Below are 16,321 nucleotides of genomic sequence, written 5' to 3'. Positions count from 1 at the left end.
CGGGCAACTTATTTTAATTGTAAAGGAAACCGAGGGGAAATCATACCCGGTAGAAGGAGATCGATTCAGGGCCGACAGAAGCCGGGGCAAGGAAAGGGGAGTTTCCATGGACCATGTCCGATCGGAAGGGGAGGCGTATTCCCCGCTTTTTGTCCAATTTCTCTATTATTTTAATGTGGAAAGGGATTATTTTGAATGTCATGAAGTGCTGGAGGAACTCTGGTTGGAAGAGGGCAGAAGTCTTTTGTATCAGGGACTGCTCCAAGTGGCGGTGGCTCTGTATCACTTCCGAAACGACAATGTGAACGGAGCGAGGAAGCTGTTTCAAGGAGCATTGGACAAGTTGGCGAACTATCCCGGAGACAGCTTGGGAATCGATTTAGGCCGGATTCGGGAAGAGTCCCGGCATTATCTCAAAAAGCTGAACGCCTATGAAACATCGCCTTTTCCCTTTTATGATCTGAATATCGTTATCCTTGATTCCGCTCTACAGGAGAAGGTGGAAAAATACCGGGAGGAACGAGGGGCTTCTGAAAGGAAAGGAAGGGATCTGTAAGGCAATCGTTGTCTCCGGGAGTCATCATGTTCGAGTGAGAGGAGGAGCAGGATGGATCAAAAGCCGTTTACGGTTGAAGAGGTTAATCGGCTTTTGCCTCAACTTCGGGATCAGGTCTATGAATTGAGGTGTTTGAAAAAGGAATTTGAGTTCAAGTTTGGAGAGCTACAGCAGAAAAAGACCCGGGCTGAAAGCGGGGATTCAGCGAAGGAGGATCCCTATTTCAAGCTGGAGGCGCAGTTGGAGTTTCTCAATATCCAGATGAGGAGCGGAATCGAAGCCATCCGGAAGACCGGCGCACTGCTGAAGGATATCGATTGGGGATTGATCGATTTCCCGTCGCGTCGACAAGAGCGTGACGTGCTGCTCTGCTGGAAGGTGGACGAGCCGCGGGTCTCCCATTGGCATTATCTGTGGGAGGACTATTTTTGCCGAAAGGGACTGGAGGAGGAAAAGGGATCCTGTGAGAATTGATACCAAACCCCGTATTTGATCAGAGCCAAACACTCCCGCATTTTGTGGTAGCCCATCCACAAGGTGCGGGTGTGAAAAGGGGCGGGTGTCACCTGAACCGGATATCTCCGGGCGCAGAAAAGGGCGCGATACATATGGTAGTCGTGGGTGACCAAGTAGACATCGTCCCACTGGTGCTGTTTTAGGATTTTCATGGTATTGGCGATGTTTTGAACCGTATTGGTGGATCGGTCCTCCAACAGGATGGAATCCGGAGGAACCCCCTTTTCCACCAGATTTTGTTTCATCACTTCTGCCTCACTGATCCGGTGTTTGATTGATCCTCCGGAGCAGATGATGACGGGTGCCAATCCCCGAGAGTATAAGCGGTACGCATAGTCCAGCCGTTCCTTGAGAGCGGGTCCGGGCTTTTCACCCTTGATTGCGGCACCCAGCACAATGATGGCTTGCCGTTTTTCCCGATGATGGATCTCTCCGTTGTAGCGGGATACCAGCATCCACAGAAGCGTGCCGCCGGCAGCTAGGGCTGCTGTCGCGATATACAGGATCCATTTCATGCTCTCGAACCTCTCGCTTCCGTTTTATTCTGTGTACAGGGAAGATGGACAATCGGGGAGGGATGGAGGATGGGGATGGTAAAGGTGGAACTTTCCACTCTCCCGGTTCAGTCGGATGATGATTCCGTCCAGCCATTCCTTCTCCGCCGGGGGACAGGTGAAGGGAACTCCTTCGGCGGTCGTGGTTACGTAACCCGGGAGCACCTCTGTCAGCTCCAGTGCAAAGGAGGGGGTGTTACATCCGGAAGTGAGGGGAACGATGCGTACGGCCAACTTCTCCCCTCCCTCTTCCCCGGACAGGAGGGTTCGGAGCCGGGCTGCCGCCAATGGATGAATCTGTATATTCATAGACGTTCACCCCCTGATCGCCGTTTTTATTTCCACTCAACAATATAGCAGATTTCCCTTTCCGGAGAAAGCGGTCGTATGGCTCCATAGTGCCCCTTCAGGAAACTTTGATCGGTTTGATCCCGTACTGGGGTGGTCGGGCTGGCTGGCCGTCTCCGATCTCTTGCAAAAAACGCATAGTGAGACCGGGGAGCGGAGCGACCTTGGCGAGACTTGTGCTCCCCTGAGTGCAAAGGATCTACGCCGGTCTACAACCCTCCCAACTGGGTTACCAGATGGGGCATTAGAAGCATGGTGAAAAAGTCCCCTGTTCGGGAGGGTGGGGTTCCACACGGAGTGCCTTTGGCTCGTCAGAACAACGAAACGGAGTGTGGAACCCCACCCCGACCCACCAAGGACGTGCTAAATCACAAGGCTTTTAGGGCGTGTCTGGCAAATCGCCGAAAATAGCTGGACGCCGATTTCCAGCGTAGCGGCCTTTGCACCCATAGGGCACAAGTCTCGCCTCGATCACTTCGCTCTCGGGTCTCGCTATGCCCGATAACCTAGCGGAGTTTTCGGAGGAGCGAACCGTTTAGCGGCCACTATGCTTTTCCTCATGAATGCTGGTTCGGTCCGTAGAAAAGGTCGCGGACCGTTTTGCATCTGCGGGAGGGCAACCCGGCGCGGAGTCGGAAATCGGCTTCCGTACCCAGTATCGTTAATGATCAGATACGCCCTAGAAGAAGCCGGCTTATAAGCGATTGATCCGAGGCGAATGGTTTGTTTTTCTATATAAAATTTTTATGATATAATAGGCGGCGACCTTGGACAGGCGGAAGCGTTCAGGGATTCTCTGATGAATTGTGTTTGTTCAAAGTGAAGCAGGCATGGATGATCCGATTTTTGCAAACGGGATTCCTGGAGGTGACGGGAGGTTAAAAATTTACCGTTCTGGTTTCATCCTCCAGCTCATCGGTACCAGGCTCATATGCTTCGCGGATTCGGGGGACAAGTTGCGGGACTTGCGGAATATGCAGATGGAGATAGCGATCCGCTTTCCCTGATCAATATGGAGAGGAACGGTAAGTGAAGTCGTGATGGAAAGAAGAGACGCTTGTGGCGAATGAAAATGAGAAACCGAAAAAGAAGAAAAGAAATCGTTCGCTGTCCTTGGGGCTTTCCTGGAAAGGGAGAACCGGCTTTTTTCAATCCGGAGAGATGCTTCTGGATGCGGGATCCTATACCATCACCTGGTCATTGATTCCGGAATCTTTGGAATCCGAAGAAAAACCCTGGTTCAAAGGGGAGCTTCTGGACGCCGACAAAGCTCTCATTACCCGCATTCCCCTCGATGACGAAAGTGAGAGTGTCGGTTATCACACCATGACAGTCAATCTGCCGTTGACGCAGAACTACTATTTACAGCTGCAGGCGAAAAATGTGGAGTGGGAGATCGAAATTCTCCGCTTATCCCGGGGAGTCGGCAGTTAGAGAGGCACAGCGTCCTCTGGGATCGGGAACTTCCCGGAGAAACTCCCTTGGAAGGGGAGTTTTTTCATTTGTTAGAATAGGGAAAGAGGGCAACGTGGTTTGTTGTCGATTTCATGATGAATGGGAGAGGGATGACCGTGACAAACCGATTTCGGGCTTTGATGGTGGATCAGGCGGAAGATTCCTTTTCGGTGGATATCAAGGAGTTGTCTTTGGATGACTTGCCGGAAGGAGAGGTTACGGTTCGCGTCTCTTATTCCGGGGTCAACTATAAGGATGGATTGGCCAGTATTCCCAAGGGGCGGATTGTCGAATCTTATCCGATGGTGCCGGGGATCGATCTGGCCGGTACGGTAACGGAGTCTTCGGATTCCCGCTTTCGTCCGGGTGATCCAGTGATTGTCGCCAGTGCTGAACTGGGCGTTTCCTATTACGGCGGGTTCAGCGAGATGGCCAGGGTTCCGGCGGATTGGGTGATTCCGCTCCCTTCGGGACTCAGCCTGAAAGAAGCGATGATTTTGGGGACGGCAGGGTTTACCGCCGCCATGTCTGTTCAGCGGATGGAGGAGAACGGGTTGCAACCGGACCGGGGGCCGGTCCTCGTTACCGGGGCCACCGGGGGAGTGGGCAGTACGGCGGTGGCCATGCTGGCCAAGCGGGGATATACCGTTGCCGCCAGCACCGGCAAGGCGGCGGAACACGACTATCTGAAAAGCTTGGGTGCTGAGGAGATTTTGTCCCGGGAAGAGACGACCAAAGAAGAGAAACGACCGCTTCTTCGGGCCCGTTGGGCGGGGGCCGTGGATCCTGTCGGCGGAAAGACTCTGTCTTACCTCCTGAGTACCACCCGTTTCGGGGGTTCTGTCGCTGTCAGCGGTTTGACGGGGGGGACGGAGTTCACCTCCAGTGTATTCCCCTTTATTCTGCGGGGGATCAACCTGTTGGGGATCGACTCCGCTCATGTGACGAACGCTTACCGCCGGGAAGTTTGGAATCGACTGGCGGATGATCTGAAACCGGAGAAGTTGCTGGAGGGGACCGGGGTGACAGAAATCTCTCTGGACGAGTTGCCCCAAGCGTTGACTTCCATCCTGAAAGGCGGTGTCCGTGGCCGAACGGTGGTGAAATTATAACTCTACCTCTCATGGAGCGGGCCAAGGAGAGCCCGCTCTTTTTCTGTTGGATGGAAAAAAGATCCTTGCCCTTCAGTAACTCGGGAAGGTAAGATAGAATCTGTATTCTTGCCTATCTGGGTATATATAGAAAATGAAGGCCTAAACGGTGGATCAAACAGACTCTGTTAAGAAGGCCGTCTGATGGCGAAGAGGAGGAGAGATTCGTGAAAGGGATCAACACTGTGTTTCGCATAACCTTGGCTGTTGTTTTCGGAATGGTTTTGCTGATCGGCGGTTGCCAATCCGCGGAAGACGACGGCTCGGAGGATATGAACGCCCAGGCCAAAGATAAAGAAGATGCGGCTGAAAAGGAAAAAGAGAAATCCGAACCCCAACTGGAGACCGGTGAGGTGACGAGCCGGGCATGGAAAGACACCGGAGGAAAAATTCAGGCCAACGGTGCGGCCGTTATCAAAAATACAGGGAACGTTCCGGTGGAGTTTGATTCGGTTCATCTGCGGTTTGAAGGACAGGATCAGGAGCTGATCGGGAAAAAGGAAGTTTTGAATGTGGTTCCGAAAATCATTCGGCCCGGTGAGTCGGCTTATATCGGAGGCACGATCCGATTGAAAAAAGCGGGGGACCCCGAGGATCTGGAAAAGGTTACTCTGGATACCGATTATTATCCAGCCTTAAAAAAACCGGATTCATTGAAAACGGATCAGGTGAAGGGGAAACGGTCCAAGAACGGTGTTTATACAGTAACCGGAGAGGTGGAAAATCCGACGGAAAAGGAAGCGAGAGATATTTTCCTGGTAGCCGCCTTGAAGGATCAGGACGGAAAGCTGCTCGGGGTGGTGAATGAATATCTGAACACTAAAATCGCTTCCGGGGAACGCAAAGAATTCGAGGTAAAAAACAGCGATCTTCCCGAAGGTTTGACGAAGAAAATCGATGAAGTAGGAGTTCAAGCCTATCCCCTCTTCACCGAAAAAGAACCGAAGGAACCAAAAAAGAAAGATGATGAAGAGTGATGATAGGCAGGGGTCGAAGTTTGCGGAGGGTTGGCCGGACCCGGTAGCAAAGCCCGGACCCGGCTGTACTCCGGCCCGTACGGTCTTAAAGCCGGAGCTCTCGCGGACTAAGGACAACTCCGTCTTCATCAGCATAGACATAATGACCGGGCTTCCATCGAACACCGCCAAAGGAGAGGGGGATTTCCCGCTCCCCTTTTCCTTCTTTGCGACTTTTTAGAGGCATACTTCCCAGGGCCCGCACGCCGATTTCCATTTCGGCGAGGTCCCCTGTATCCCGGACGCAACCGTGGATGATGATTCCTGCCAATCCCCGGGAGGATCCGATCGCCGCCAGTCGGTCCCCGAGCAAGGCGCAACGGCGGGAACCGCCTCCGTCCACCACGAGTACCGATCCTTCGGGGATCTCCTCCAGGGATTTCCGTACCAATACATTGTCTTCCCTTACCCGAACGGTGGCGATAGGGCCGGAAAAACGTTTTCTCCCGCCGTAATTCACAAAGGGGATTTCGCAGATTTCCAACTCTTCATGAAACTGATCGCACAAATCAGCTGTTTTCATGGAATGTCACCAGCCCTTTCGTCAAAAACTCGGCCCCAAAGGCAGAATGGGGTGAGCGCTGGGGCCTTTAAAAACTAATTATAGCATTTCATCAGGGGCAAAGACATTCGGTTTTTCGTGACGTTGCCACTATTTTGTTGCTTTCACCGCTTTGGACGGTATCTTCCTCCATGGTATACTGTCCTATATGAGATTCCCTGTTGAGGAGGGAATATGATGGCGAATACGAGTGAACATCGCTCCGATCATACAGCGGAACAGCGGAATTATACACCGTGGGTGGTGGGGATTGCCTTTGCTGTCAATGCGATTGTGGCGGTTTTGTTCTTCATGCCGAAGGCGGATGGTCTGGATCATTTGGATCTCACCTTTCTGCCGATGATGAACGCGATTTTTAACAGCTTTACCACGGTGTTTTTGATCGCGGCGCTCTTTTTTATTAAACAAAAGAACATCCCGATGCACCGGCGGTTTATTTTCGCGGCCTTTGCAACGACGGCCCTGTTCCTGGTGACGTATCTGACCTACCACTCGTTGGCGGAATCGACGAGTTACGGCGGGGAGGGAGTCCTGAAAGCCGTTTACTATTTCGTTTTAATCACTCATATTGTTCTCGCTCCCATCGTCTCCCTTTTGGCTCTGCTCACTCTGGCCCGGGGACTCAATATGCAGGTGGAAAAACACCGCCGCATCGCCCGCTGGACCATGCCTCTCTGGCTTTATGTGAGTGTCACCGGCGTTCTGGTCTATTTGTTAATATCTCCCTATTACTAGAGCCTGTCTAATCATGAACGACAGACGCGCCTTCATGCCCGGTTCTCACCCGGGCTATTTTTGTCGGAAATCATTTTTCATTGCAGGAAAGAGCCCCGGCGCTTCCTATCAGGAGCCGGGGCTTTTGAGTTAATTCCTCCTTTCCTTTTTATCCAGCTTGTCGAAGTAACTCGTTAGTAAGAATAAAACGAGTGAAATCGACAGGACGGAAAGAATAAATACCGGCGGATCGGTTTGATAGATGAACCAATGAAGAAATTGCGGGATGGAGTAGGCGATGGTCCCGCCCAGTAGGAACAATTTTACGGCATTCATTTTACCAGCTCCGTTTGTGAAGAGATTTCTCAACCGACGCCTGGTTTTGGAGCCGGCTGCTATCAGTCAGGCGTTTCTGATTCATCCATCGGAGGATTCGTCCGAGTGTTGATGGAGGTTGGTATCCTGTATCCAGACGTTTGCGGTATAGCCGATCAATCCTCCGATTAAGAGAGAGACGAGGAAAACGATCGCGTACCGAAGCAATCGTTTCATCAAGGATTTTTGCTTCAGCTTTTTCGGAGTGAAGAACTTGAGTTGTTTCGCTTGATGCAGGATTTCACTCCGGTTTGTGTCGGGATCAAAGCATTTCAGGGCGAGGTTACGATATGCGGGCGGGATATTTTTGTTTTCGAGAAACCGGACTCTCTCTGTCCGGTTTTTAGGGACAATCCCTGTCAACAAATAGATGAACAGTTCGCGCCATTTTTCCTCTGGTGGATTGATGCTGTATTTTTTGATCCAACAAAAGAGGAGATAGGGTTTGCTTGATATCGAGATGTTCCGCGGATCCAGAGTGGTTGACATCGGGAGTGGAAGTTGCTCCAATGATTCCATTGTCTTAAGCAGGTTGGTAAAGGTATGTAGGGCTTCAGCCGGTTTCATCGGGCTTTTCTCGTTGACCACCAGCGGAAGGGGATCCCCTGAAAAAGGCGGGTGAATCAGGGTGGCCCGGTTTTCACTGACCTCCACATCCAGAACCGGTGCCACATGTGGTAAATCCATGTTCAAGAGAATTTCACGAGCTCCGGGGGGGAGGGGTTCATGGATATCAATCTCCTGAATATAGACTTCATTGCCCTCAATCGTTTTCGCCTGTACGAGTTGCCGGGAGATAAAAGTGAGTACATCTTCCACTTGATATCTCTCATAATAGCGCTCCTGCTTTTTCCACATATGCGTTCCTTTCCGAATGTTAGATCGATCAGAGAAAAAATACTTTTAAGGTATAATCAGTAAAAAGAATGATAAAAGCCTCTAAACGGATTAGAGGCCTGTAATCAGGATCACGACAATCATGAGGAGAACGGATGTGACAAGTGTCTGCAGGTGTACCTTGCGGGCTTGACGATTGATGATGGCCCGTTCTTTCTCGTCTTCGATCGGTTCCGTTTCAGATCGAAAAGGCAGACTGTGATCGGTGGTGTTGCGCAAACCTTGCGCAGCCAAAAATACTCAGGTTTTTTCCCGTGCTTGGAAAAAACCGAGACAACCCATCCAAATCGGTATAAATAAAGCAAAATGAATCCAAAAACTCCAGTTGGCAGATACGGATACGGCTACGGTGGCCGCTACCATGACAAAGTTGATACCCGCCATCCAATAACGCCATCTCCGACCTCGGGGTCCGATATTGGGCAGACAGAGTTGGCTCACTAGGTTCACCCTCCTTTCGACCGGAAGATATACAGGGTAAGTTCGGATGAGGAGTCTATGATTCTATGTATGTAAGGAGGCGATAGTGACATAGATTGTAGCATAAAACGACGAACGAATCATAGCTTTTAAAGATGCTTACCAATATTTATCCGAATTTAAGATTTAATCGTATATTTCCATCGCTAGAAGCGTTTGTGACAAACGACCGGAAGCGAGCGACCCCGGCGACCTGTACGGGAATGGTGCATGAGATCTCCGCCGGCCTACCACCCTTCCAACTCCGTTTCCTGTCGGGACACCAACGATAGCGCGGCTTGTGTTCGATGAGTGAACGGGAGTATGGTAGAACACGTAGGACTCGCTTGGAAATATGTTCATACGTCTAGAAGTCCGGTGAAAAAGTCCCCTGTTCGGGAGTGTGGAACCCTCCACCCCGACCCACCAAGGACGTGCTCAATCACAAGGCTTCTAGCTCATAACCGGTCTGTGTCTGTGAAAAGAGAAATCCCACGGAGAAGGGGGAGAAGCCGATGGCTGAAAAGCGAGGGGAGTTGGTGTTTGTTTATGGATCGTTGCGGGTCGGGGAAGCCAATCATGGTTATATGAACCGGGCGATTCCGGTAGCGATGCAGTGTTGGACGCCGGGTGCGCTGTTCGATACGGGAAAAGGTTATCCGGCGATGGTCCCCCATGAAGCCAAACGGGTTTACGGGGAGTTGTACCGGGTGACGGAGGCGGACTTAGAGCGGTTGGATGAACTGGAAGATTACAGTCCCGGAGAGGAGGACTCCCTTTATCGCCGGGTTCGGCATCGGGTGCATACCGATCAAGGTTCGACAGAGGCTTTTGTCTATGTCGATGCCTCCGAACAAGAGGCGGATCGATCCTGGATGGAGACCGGAGATTGGAAATCCCGACGGATCGGGGAACAGGAAGAGCACCTCTACTTTGCCTACGGCTCCTGTATGGATGACGAAAGGATTCGGGCGCAGGGGATGGGCCAACATTTTGAGGAGATCGCCGGGCGCGGTGTGTTAAGGGGTTACTCCCTTCGGTATACCTTGCCTCTTCCCGACGGCGGCCGGGCGGATATCGTAGAAGACGGATACGGAACCGTGGAGGGAAAGGTGTATCGAATCGGCCGGGAGGCGGTCGACTATCTTTTTTGGAGAGAAGGGGTGGACCATGGGCATTATCGGCCGGCCTGGGTACGGATGGAGGTGAACGGCCGGATGGTGTCCGATATCCTCACTTTTTTGGTGATTGACAAACAACCGGAAACAGCACCTCCAGATCATTACGCCCGGGAAATCCTGCGCGGAAGTCGGGGAACGGTCAGTGAAGTTTATCACCGCAAGCTTCGACAGGATTTAAGGGAAAAGTTCGGGATGGAAATCAAGAGAGTGGAAGAATCGGAGGGGAGTGAAGGGGAAGGATAACAGGTGAAAGGATTCCCTCCGTTCCACATCAGGAACAGCCGGATTGATTTTTCGTGTTATTTAAAGGCGGGGACTTGCTCGTTTTGCAAGCCCCCGCCTTTGTGTTCCCAGGGTGTGTCTGATCACGGAACCCATCCTCCGGAAAAAGGGGCCTTTTCACCATGCTTCCAGGTTGTCGGGAAAAGGTTCCGGCGAAGTCGGCGTTCAGCCCGTTTCGGTGATGACCCAGACACAGTATATGTTTTTCGTTGGTTATGGATGGGAAAGGATGAATTCCGCCCGGCCTTCCAGCTGGAAGGTTCTCAGATCGGAGGGCCAGATCATGTGATCCCCTTTTCTGCAAGGGAAAAGACCTGCCTCCGTCTTCAGTTCCGCTTCCCCGTCAATCACGCTGACCAATGTAAAGGGGTGGTCCTGTTTCACTGCGGCGTTTCCGTCCAGCTTCCACCGATAGACGGTGAAGTAGTCGCTGTTGACGAAGGTGGTCACCTCCAATCCGTCATGGCGGCGGATCGTCTGGTCGGGGTTTATGGGGCAGTGGGGCACGGTGATGACGTCCAGGGCCTTATCGATGTGGAGTTCCCTGTTGTTTCCGCGATCGTCTGTCCGGTCGTAATCATAGACCCGATAAGTTGTATCGGAGCTTTGCTGGGTTTCCAGAACCAGGGTTCCGGCGCAAAGGGCGTGAACCGTTCCGCTCGGGACATAGAGGAAGTCGCCGGGGCGGATCTTGATCCGCCGCAGGAGGTCGGACCAGCGGCCTTGATCGATCATTTCTTTTAATTCCTGTTTCGTGCCGGCGTGGTGTCCGAAAATCAGTTCCGCCCCTTCCCGGCAGTCGATGATGTACCAACACTCGGTTTTGCCCTGTTCTCCTTCTTCGTGGATGCGGGCATAGTCGTCGTCCGGGTGCACCTGTACGGATAAATCCGCGTTGGCATCCAGGATCTTGGTCAACAGGGGAAACGTTTCTCCGGGAAAGTCCCCGAACAGCTCCCGGTGCTTTTCCCACAGCTCACCCAGTGTGAGCCCCTGGTACGGACCTTCCCGGACGGTGCTCTGCCCGTGGGGGTGAGCGGAGATGGCCCAGCACTCCCCGGTATGTTCCGAGGGGATCGAATAGCCGAAACGGTCCCGCAGGGCGGTGCCTCCCCAGATTCGCTCCTGAAAGACCGGCTCTAAAAAAACGGGTTGTTGCACAGGCTGAACCCCCTTGTGTTCTGTCGTTCCGTTTGACAGGAACGGTGTTTTCGTCGTTTCCAGCTTCCCCTACGAGATTAACACAGATTCCACCCCCCGGAACAGAAAAAAGGAGATGAAGCCCGCGATGTCCATGGGCGGGGATTTTATCATTCGATTTTCCCTTGAATCTCCGAACCCTTCCATTCGTATTGGTTGAGTTGATCTTCATCATATTTTTTCATAGGCTTGCTTTGAATCTGATCTACTTTCCATTTGCCTTCAGACTTCTTTAAATAAAGCTTAATCCGTCGCTCATAATTGCTGGCAAGCAACATGTATACCTTTTTTGTTTCCTGGTTTTTGTTGTCCATTTCCCTGTACATTAGGTAATCCCTCCGAATATGCTGCTTCCTTTTATCCGGTAGTTCCTCCACTTCTTTCGATATCTCCTTTTTTGACACATGATCGGTGACCATGGTTTTTGCTTTATCATAATCACGGTTCAGCCACACCTGTTTAAAAAATGTCTCAACGACCTCATCTGGTGTTTTAGAATTGTTTGCTCCGCAAGCTGCTGCTAATAACGTGATAAGGCATAAAAGAACGAAACCCTGGATTCCCCCCAATCGCATCCATCGCCCCTCCTGTTTTCTTTGTCGTACTTATAGGGTATCATTCCGTAATCGATCATTTGCCCCTTGGGGAGATTTTTGGGTGGTATGGATTTCCGGGAAGGGACCCAATTGTGTTAAGATACCTATAGGTCCATTACATAGAGGAGGTTGATGGTATTGGCACAAGAGCGTGAGGGTGCGATCACGTTTAAAGGGAATCCGGTTACTTTGCTCGGCTCTGAAGTGAAAGTGGGAGATTCTGCCCCGGATTTTACGGTATTGGCCAATGATCTCAGCCCGGTCACTCTGGCTGACACCAAGGGTTCGGTTCGCATCTTCAGCGTGGTTCCCTCCCTGGACACTGGGGTCTGTGATGCCCAGACCCGCCGTTTCAATGAAGAAGCCGCTTCTCTGGAAGGAGTCCAAGTGCTGACCGTGAGTGTCGACCTGCCCTTCGCTCAGAAGCGTTGGTGCGGTGCCGCCGGCATCGAGCACGTACAGACCGTGTCCGATCACCGCGATCTTTCCTTTGGTGAGGCTTACGGTGTTGCGATCAAGGAATTGCGCCTGTTGGCCCGGGCGGTGTTTGTCGTTGACAAAGATGATCGCGTCGTCCATGCCGAATATGTATCGGAAGCGACGAACCATCCTGACTACGAGAGCGCAGTGGAAGCGGCCAAGAAGGCTCTCTGACCAACGGTGAAAGCCCGGGAACCGTTCCCGGGCTTTTTCGATGCAACGGTGTTGTTTGGGATCGGGTAACCCGGGAATCTTAAAGATAAAAAGGCAGGTGCGATCCATGAGCTCAGCTGCCAACTACCGTTTGTTTATCGCCATTCCCCTGCCCATGACCCAACGGGGGGTACTGGCCCGCTGGAGCGACACCATGACCTTGCATTGGCCCTTTCAGTCCTGGGTTCATCCCGCTGATTACCATATCACCCTTCAATTTTTAGGGGCCTGTACCTTTCGTCAAACCCGGGAAGTGAAACAAGCGATTCGACAGGTGGCCGCCGAACGGGATCCCTTTTCGTTGACGGTGAAAGGGATCGGTTATTTCGGTGTGCCCACCCGGCCCCGCATTCTGTGGGCGGGAGTCGGAGGGGATCGGAATTGTCTTCAATCCCTTTACGAAGAAGTGACGAGGAGAGTCGAGCCACTATGTTTTCACAAAGAAAAGCGTTCCTATCGGCCCCATATCACCCTGGCTAAAAAATATAAAAGAAACGACTTTCCCCACGACCGCCTGGAGGAGATTTTCTCCCCCGATGAAGAAAAGCTTTATTGGACCGTCGACGAAATGATCCTGTACCAGACCCATCTTTACCGCTCCCCGATGTATCAACCGCTGGCCCGCTTCGGGTTCGGGGACGGAAAAAGGGTCCGTCACTTATAAAAACGAAACGAAAACGGTGTGATCAAGACGGGCGTTCCCGGCATCCATTTGACAAGAAACCAAAGGGTTCGTATGATCGGCATATGAAACCTTTTGGTTTCTCTTCATTTGAGTATGGAGGTATTAAATTGGGCGAAAATGACCACGACAGGTTGCCTGATATCAGGAAAACAGTCCTATTTCATGCACCGATTCAGAAGGTATGGGAAGCAGTATCCACCTCGGAAGGAATCGTAGCATGGTTTATGCCCAATGATTTTAAGCCAGAAGTCGGGCATAAATTCACCCTGCAGTCTCCTTTTGGCCCCTCGCCTTGTAAGGTTCTTGAACTCGATCCGCCTTACCGACTTTCCTTTTCCTGGGATTCCGGTTGGTATGTTTCTTTTGAATTAAAAGAGCGGGATGGGAAGACAGAGTTTACACTCACTCATTCCGGATGGGGCAAGCCGGATGAGATTATTCCAGGTCCGTCGGAAACACATTCCGTGATCAGAAACCGAATGGACTATGGGTGGGAGTCCATTGTTAACGAGAAACTGCGTCAAGTAGTTGAGGATGAATGACCGGGGAGACTTATGACATTTTTCAGGCCATTGCCGATCCTACTCGACGCAAGATGATTCGGCTTTTGGCCGGTCAGGAATTACCGGTCACTGTGATTAGCAAACATTTTCCAATAAGTCGCACCGCCGTTTCTAAACATTTACGCATCCTGTCGGAATCGAAGCTTGTCAATGTGAAGAAGGTGGGCAGAGAGAGGCGTTATCAACTTCAGCCGGAAGCGCTGTCCGAAGTGAAGGAATGGATTTCTTATTTCGAACCGTTTTGGGATAACAAAATTTCAAAGCTTCAACATTACGTAGAAAAGGAGGAAAGCAGTGAAATCGATCCTCCCGGATCCGAAGGGGATCCAGGGGAGGAGAAAGGGGGCTTCCCGGATCTCACACCCCCGGATTGAAGAAAAGTGATCCGAAGGGGGTTCGGAATGGATATCTACTTTGATGACGGTGGATTCAGAACTAGGATGAGTAGTTCGGATTTATCGAGACGTTGTGTCTTGTGCTTTTTCAGAACGGAGACAATGCCGGGGGAGATACCGATAACCCGCCTTCCTGCTAATACAATGCCTTGGCCTTTGTGCCATTGAGCAATACGGCGTACGCTGATCCGTCCGTTCTCTAGGTTAACATCCTTCCAGTGTAGGCCCCAGCTTCCCCGCGTCTCATGCTAGTGGAGAAAGCTATGAATGAACTCGAGTGCAGTTAAACGGGGAGCAGAAACACGCCTTCAAAAACCCGACCAACACGGTGAAATGGATGAAGGATAATATGAAATCAGGGGATACCATCAATATGAAACGATAAACGCCAGACGGGGATATCTCGTCCGGTTTTTTGTTTTGATTTTGGGCAACCTATAAGTTAACTAGCAGTTTACAAAACGCAATATGAATCATAAAATGTAAACAAAGGGGTGACCAATGTGAATATTGGTTCGCGAATTAGGTTAGCCCGAGTTAGAGCGGAGCTAACGATGCAAGAGCTTGCTAATCAAGTTGGTGTGTCTAAAACAGCCATCTCCAAATTTGAAAAGGGGAAGGCTACCCCTCGTCAAAGCACTCTTTTGCGACTTGCTAAGGCTTTGTCTGTTGGAGTTGAGTTTTTCTTCCGAGAAGTTAAAGTGAATACAATTGCGCCCGCATACCGGAAGCACTCTAAGATAGGGAAGCGCTTACAGGAGTCAATCGAGGCCAAAATGCTTGAAACGGTTGAACGTTATTTAATGGTCGAGGACCTTTTTCCAGACAATTACTCTCAAAAAGGGTCCTTGCCACAAATCCCAATTAACAGCATTGAGGATGGGGAACAGGCCGCTAATGAACTGCGGAAAAAATGGAAGCTTGGGATAGACCCGATTGATGATCTGTGCGGCCGACTTGAAAAGAGTGGGGTGAAAGTCATAGCCATTGAAGGCCCTAAAGGGTTTGATGGGCTTTCATGCTGGGCTAAAAATGATGCTCAAGTACCTGTTATTGCATTCAACGTAAACGTTCCTGGGGATCGTCAACGATTTAACTTAGCCCATGAGCTGGGACACCTTGTTCACGTTGAGGCACCAGATGTCGACATCGAAAAAGCAGCTCACCGTTTTGCTGGTTCTTTTTTGGTACCGGCTGAAGCGGTTTATGCTGAACTTGGCAAAAAGAGATCAAATCTGAGTTTTAACGAACTACGGTTGCTTAAACGAGAGTATGGAGTTAGCATCCAGCTTTGGATTCGCCGTGCTTTTGATCTAAAAATCATTGACAAATCAACCTATACGTCATTGTTTCGACATCTTAGCGCCCGAGGGTGGCGCTCAGAAGAACCGGAGCATGTAGCCCCGGAGAGACCGTACCGACTCCATCAACTCGTACACCGAGCACTTGCTGAAGACCTAGTGACTCCGTCCTTTGCTGCCACACTATTGAACGAAACCCCGCGATCTTTGTTTGATGCTGAATCCACGGAGCTCTCAGAGCCTTCAACGGACTTGGTTAAGCAGTATGCGGAAAATAAAGAACTAACAGCTTTTGAGGGTGCTGATTTGGAGGATTTGTATGAGTACAATGAGTAGAGGCCAGGTATGGAATGTGAATCTGAGCCCATCAAAAGGGGCGGAAATGTATAAAATCCGCCCCTGTGTTATTGTAAGTTCCGATTATATTGGAAGGTTACCTTTAAAAGTCGTTGTTCCCATAACCGAATGGGATCCATCTTACGAAGGGGCACCATGGTTTGTACAGCTCGAACCTAACGCTGAAAACGGATTGGACAAGCTCTCTGGTGCTGATGCGTTTCAAGTTAAGTCATTGTCAGTAGAACGCTTTGAGGAGAAGAGAGGGGTTTTGTCCGAAGACGAGGTCGAGGATATAGTCGCTGCTATAGCCATTGTAGTCCAAATAAATTTATAATTAAAAAAGGCGGGACAAGCCCGCTTTTTTATGTACTTTTTTCAAGACATTCAGGGAAAGCTGAGTAACGTTTTGCTGACATTCACCTTTTTTATCTGATGTGTACGAGAGCTCGAAAAAAGAATTATACAAGTCTTGGACGAAGGCAT

General features: G+C 50.8%; 22 protein-coding genes. 13 read left to right on the top strand and 9 right to left on the bottom strand.

The genetic code is table 11. From position 1 onward, the window contains the following. The first annotated feature begins 106 nt into the window (after positions 1-106). Positions 107-556, top strand: a complete 450-nt coding sequence (locus CHM34_RS11290; protein WP_094264713.1) for a DUF309 domain-containing protein — start codon at positions 107-109, stop codon at positions 554-556. A gap of 51 nt (positions 557-607) precedes the next feature. After that, entirely contained in the window at positions 608-1,030 is a 423-nt protein-coding gene (locus CHM34_RS11285; protein WP_094264712.1) for a DUF2203 domain-containing protein, read from the top strand. Here the strand turns inward: CHM34_RS11285 and CHM34_RS11280 are convergent. Both CHM34_RS11280 and CHM34_RS11275 read right to left on the bottom strand, forming a co-directional pair. Further along, positions 979-1,587 carry a YdcF family protein gene (locus CHM34_RS11280; protein ID WP_094264711.1) on the bottom strand — a complete coding sequence of 203 codons (609 nt, stop codon included), beginning with the start codon at positions 1,585-1,587 and terminating at the stop codon, positions 979-981. The genes CHM34_RS11285 and CHM34_RS11280 overlap by 52 nt on opposite strands. Before the next feature lie 24 nt (positions 1,588-1,611). Next, positions 1,612-1,935, bottom strand: a complete 324-nt coding sequence (locus tag CHM34_RS11275; protein WP_094264710.1) for a hypothetical protein — start codon at positions 1,933-1,935, stop codon at positions 1,612-1,614. Positions 1,936-3,033: 1,098 nt separating this feature from the next. On the opposite strand from CHM34_RS11275, the gene CHM34_RS11270 reads away from it, so the two are divergent. From CHM34_RS11270 to CHM34_RS11260, 3 genes are all read left to right on the top strand, one after another. Then, complete coding sequence (locus CHM34_RS11270; RefSeq protein ID WP_094264709.1) at positions 3,034-3,408, top strand: hypothetical protein; 375 nt, start codon at positions 3,034-3,036, stop codon at positions 3,406-3,408. 131 nt (positions 3,409-3,539) lie between these two features. After that, on the top strand, positions 3,540-4,541 hold the full coding sequence (locus CHM34_RS11265; RefSeq protein WP_094264798.1) for an NADPH:quinone oxidoreductase family protein: 1,002 nt from the start codon (positions 3,540-3,542) through the stop codon (positions 4,539-4,541). Between the two features lie 206 nt (positions 4,542-4,747). Then, complete coding sequence (locus tag CHM34_RS11260; protein WP_094264708.1) at positions 4,748-5,557, top strand: FxLYD domain-containing protein; 810 nt, start codon at positions 4,748-4,750, stop codon at positions 5,555-5,557. Between the two features lie 85 nt (positions 5,558-5,642). Here CHM34_RS11260 and rraA read toward each other — a convergent pair whose 3' ends face one another. Further along, positions 5,643-6,119 carry a ribonuclease E activity regulator RraA gene (gene rraA, locus CHM34_RS11255; protein ID WP_094264707.1) on the bottom strand — a complete coding sequence of 159 codons (477 nt, stop codon included), beginning with the start codon at positions 6,117-6,119 and terminating at the stop codon, positions 5,643-5,645. A 216-nt stretch (positions 6,120-6,335) separates the two neighbouring features. Here rraA and CHM34_RS11250 point away from each other — a divergent pair, with 216 nt between their 5' ends. Further along, a complete protein-coding gene (locus CHM34_RS11250; protein ID WP_094264706.1) occupies positions 6,336-6,893 on the top strand; it encodes a DUF420 domain-containing protein in 558 nt (185 codons plus the stop codon). Positions 6,894-7,022: 129 nt separating this feature from the next. On the opposite strand, the gene CHM34_RS11245 is transcribed toward CHM34_RS11250, so the two are convergent. The 4 genes from CHM34_RS11245 to CHM34_RS11235 form a co-directional block, all read right to left on the bottom strand. Continuing rightward, the gene (locus tag CHM34_RS11245) at positions 7,023-7,208 is read right to left on the bottom strand and encodes a hypothetical protein (RefSeq protein WP_094264705.1); all 186 of its coding nucleotides are present in this window, start codon (positions 7,206-7,208) and stop codon (positions 7,023-7,025) included. An 81-nt stretch (positions 7,209-7,289) separates the two neighbouring features. Beyond that, positions 7,290-8,105 (bottom strand): hypothetical protein, encoded by an 816-nt coding sequence (locus tag CHM34_RS11240; RefSeq protein ID WP_094264704.1) that lies wholly within the window; start codon positions 8,103-8,105, stop codon positions 7,290-7,292. A 90-nt stretch (positions 8,106-8,195) separates the two neighbouring features. Further along, on the bottom strand, positions 8,196-8,378 hold the full coding sequence (locus CHM34_RS18990) for a hypothetical protein (protein WP_141201694.1): 183 nt from the start codon (positions 8,376-8,378) through the stop codon (positions 8,196-8,198). Positions 8,379-8,384: 6 nt separating this feature from the next. Next, entirely contained in the window at positions 8,385-8,585 is a 201-nt protein-coding gene (locus CHM34_RS11235; protein WP_094264703.1) for a hypothetical protein, read from the bottom strand. 533 nt (positions 8,586-9,118) lie between these two features. On the opposite strand from CHM34_RS11235, the gene CHM34_RS11230 reads away from it, so the two are divergent. Beyond that, positions 9,119-10,027 carry a gamma-glutamylcyclotransferase family protein gene (locus CHM34_RS11230; protein ID WP_094264702.1) on the top strand — a complete coding sequence of 303 codons (909 nt, stop codon included), beginning with the start codon at positions 9,119-9,121 and terminating at the stop codon, positions 10,025-10,027. Positions 10,028-10,279: 252 nt separating this feature from the next. Here CHM34_RS11230 and manA read toward each other — a convergent pair whose 3' ends face one another. Together manA and CHM34_RS11220 are read right to left on the bottom strand one after the other, a co-directional pair. Then, a complete protein-coding gene (gene manA, locus CHM34_RS11225; protein WP_094264701.1) occupies positions 10,280-11,227 on the bottom strand; it encodes a mannose-6-phosphate isomerase, class I in 948 nt (315 codons plus the stop codon). A 149-nt stretch (positions 11,228-11,376) separates the two neighbouring features. Beyond that, a complete protein-coding gene (locus tag CHM34_RS11220; protein ID WP_094264700.1) occupies positions 11,377-11,841 on the bottom strand; it encodes a hypothetical protein in 465 nt (154 codons plus the stop codon). A 153-nt stretch (positions 11,842-11,994) separates the two neighbouring features. Between CHM34_RS11220 and tpx the strand changes: the two genes are divergently transcribed. From tpx to CHM34_RS11190, 6 genes are all read left to right on the top strand, one after another. Further along, the gene (gene tpx, locus CHM34_RS11215) at positions 11,995-12,516 is read left to right on the top strand and encodes a thiol peroxidase (RefSeq protein WP_094264699.1); all 522 of its coding nucleotides are present in this window, start codon (positions 11,995-11,997) and stop codon (positions 12,514-12,516) included. A 106-nt stretch (positions 12,517-12,622) separates the two neighbouring features. Beyond that, positions 12,623-13,219 carry an RNA 2',3'-cyclic phosphodiesterase gene (gene thpR, locus CHM34_RS11210; RefSeq protein ID WP_169713702.1) on the top strand — a complete coding sequence of 199 codons (597 nt, stop codon included), beginning with the start codon at positions 12,623-12,625 and terminating at the stop codon, positions 13,217-13,219. Positions 13,220-13,302: 83 nt separating this feature from the next. After that, a complete protein-coding gene (locus tag CHM34_RS11205) occupies positions 13,303-13,782 on the top strand; it encodes an SRPBCC family protein (RefSeq protein WP_094264697.1) in 480 nt (159 codons plus the stop codon). Then, positions 13,779-14,177 (top strand): ArsR/SmtB family transcription factor, encoded by a 399-nt coding sequence (locus CHM34_RS11200; protein ID WP_094264696.1) that lies wholly within the window; start codon positions 13,779-13,781, stop codon positions 14,175-14,177. Before CHM34_RS11205 ends, CHM34_RS11200 begins: the two co-directional genes overlap by 4 nt. Positions 14,178-14,692: 515 nt before the next feature. After that, entirely contained in the window at positions 14,693-15,835 is a 1,143-nt protein-coding gene (locus CHM34_RS11195) for a helix-turn-helix domain-containing protein (RefSeq protein WP_338048662.1), read from the top strand. Further along, the gene (locus CHM34_RS11190) at positions 15,819-16,172 is read left to right on the top strand and encodes a type II toxin-antitoxin system PemK/MazF family toxin (RefSeq protein WP_206093794.1); all 354 of its coding nucleotides are present in this window, start codon (positions 15,819-15,821) and stop codon (positions 16,170-16,172) included. The genes CHM34_RS11195 and CHM34_RS11190 overlap by 17 nt, the downstream gene beginning before the upstream one ends. The last annotated feature ends 149 nt before the right edge of the window (positions 16,173-16,321 follow it).

This window comes from Paludifilum halophilum (assembly GCF_002245355.1).
Classification (GTDB): Bacteria; Bacillota; Bacilli; order Thermoactinomycetales; family DSM-45169; genus Paludifilum; species Paludifilum halophilum.
This window is presented reverse-complemented; position numbering and strand designations above follow the sequence as displayed.

Bases quoted from the DNA above. Each gene is read 5' to 3' on its own strand.
- CHM34_RS11230 (WP_094264702.1), top strand. From the start codon at position 9,119: ATGGCTGAAAAGCGAGGGGAGTTGGTGTTTGTTTATGGATCGTTGCGG.
- CHM34_RS11200 (WP_094264696.1), top strand. From the start codon at position 13,779: ATGACCGGGGAGACTTATGACATTTTTCAGGCCATTGCCGATCCTACT.
- CHM34_RS11290 (WP_094264713.1), top strand. From the start codon at position 107: ATGGACCATGTCCGATCGGAAGGGGAGGCGTATTCCCCGCTTTTTGTC.
- tpx (WP_094264699.1), top strand. From the start codon at position 11,995: ATGGTATTGGCACAAGAGCGTGAGGGTGCGATCACGTTTAAAGGGAAT.
- CHM34_RS11280 (WP_094264711.1), bottom strand. From the start codon at position 1,587: ATGAAATGGATCCTGTATATCGCGACAGCAGCCCTAGCTGCCGGCGGC.
- CHM34_RS11190 (WP_206093794.1), top strand. From the start codon at position 15,819: ATGAGTACAATGAGTAGAGGCCAGGTATGGAATGTGAATCTGAGCCCA.
- CHM34_RS11250 (WP_094264706.1), top strand. From the start codon at position 6,336: ATGGCGAATACGAGTGAACATCGCTCCGATCATACAGCGGAACAGCGG.
- thpR (WP_169713702.1), top strand. From the start codon at position 12,623: ATGAGCTCAGCTGCCAACTACCGTTTGTTTATCGCCATTCCCCTGCCC.
- CHM34_RS11205 (WP_094264697.1), top strand. From the start codon at position 13,303: ATGAAACCTTTTGGTTTCTCTTCATTTGAGTATGGAGGTATTAAATTG.
- CHM34_RS11275 (WP_094264710.1), bottom strand. From the start codon at position 1,935: ATGAATATACAGATTCATCCATTGGCGGCAGCCCGGCTCCGAACCCTC.
- CHM34_RS11245 (WP_094264705.1), bottom strand. From the start codon at position 7,208: ATGAATGCCGTAAAATTGTTCCTACTGGGCGGGACCATCGCCTACTCC.
- CHM34_RS11285 (WP_094264712.1), top strand. From the start codon at position 608: ATGGATCAAAAGCCGTTTACGGTTGAAGAGGTTAATCGGCTTTTGCCT.
- rraA (WP_094264707.1), bottom strand. From the start codon at position 6,119: ATGAAAACAGCTGATTTGTGCGATCAGTTTCATGAAGAGTTGGAAATC.
- CHM34_RS11265 (WP_094264798.1), top strand. From the start codon at position 3,540: ATGACCGTGACAAACCGATTTCGGGCTTTGATGGTGGATCAGGCGGAA.
- CHM34_RS11220 (WP_094264700.1), bottom strand. From the start codon at position 11,841: ATGCGATTGGGGGGAATCCAGGGTTTCGTTCTTTTATGCCTTATCACG.
- CHM34_RS11240 (WP_094264704.1), bottom strand. From the start codon at position 8,105: ATGTGGAAAAAGCAGGAGCGCTATTATGAGAGATATCAAGTGGAAGAT.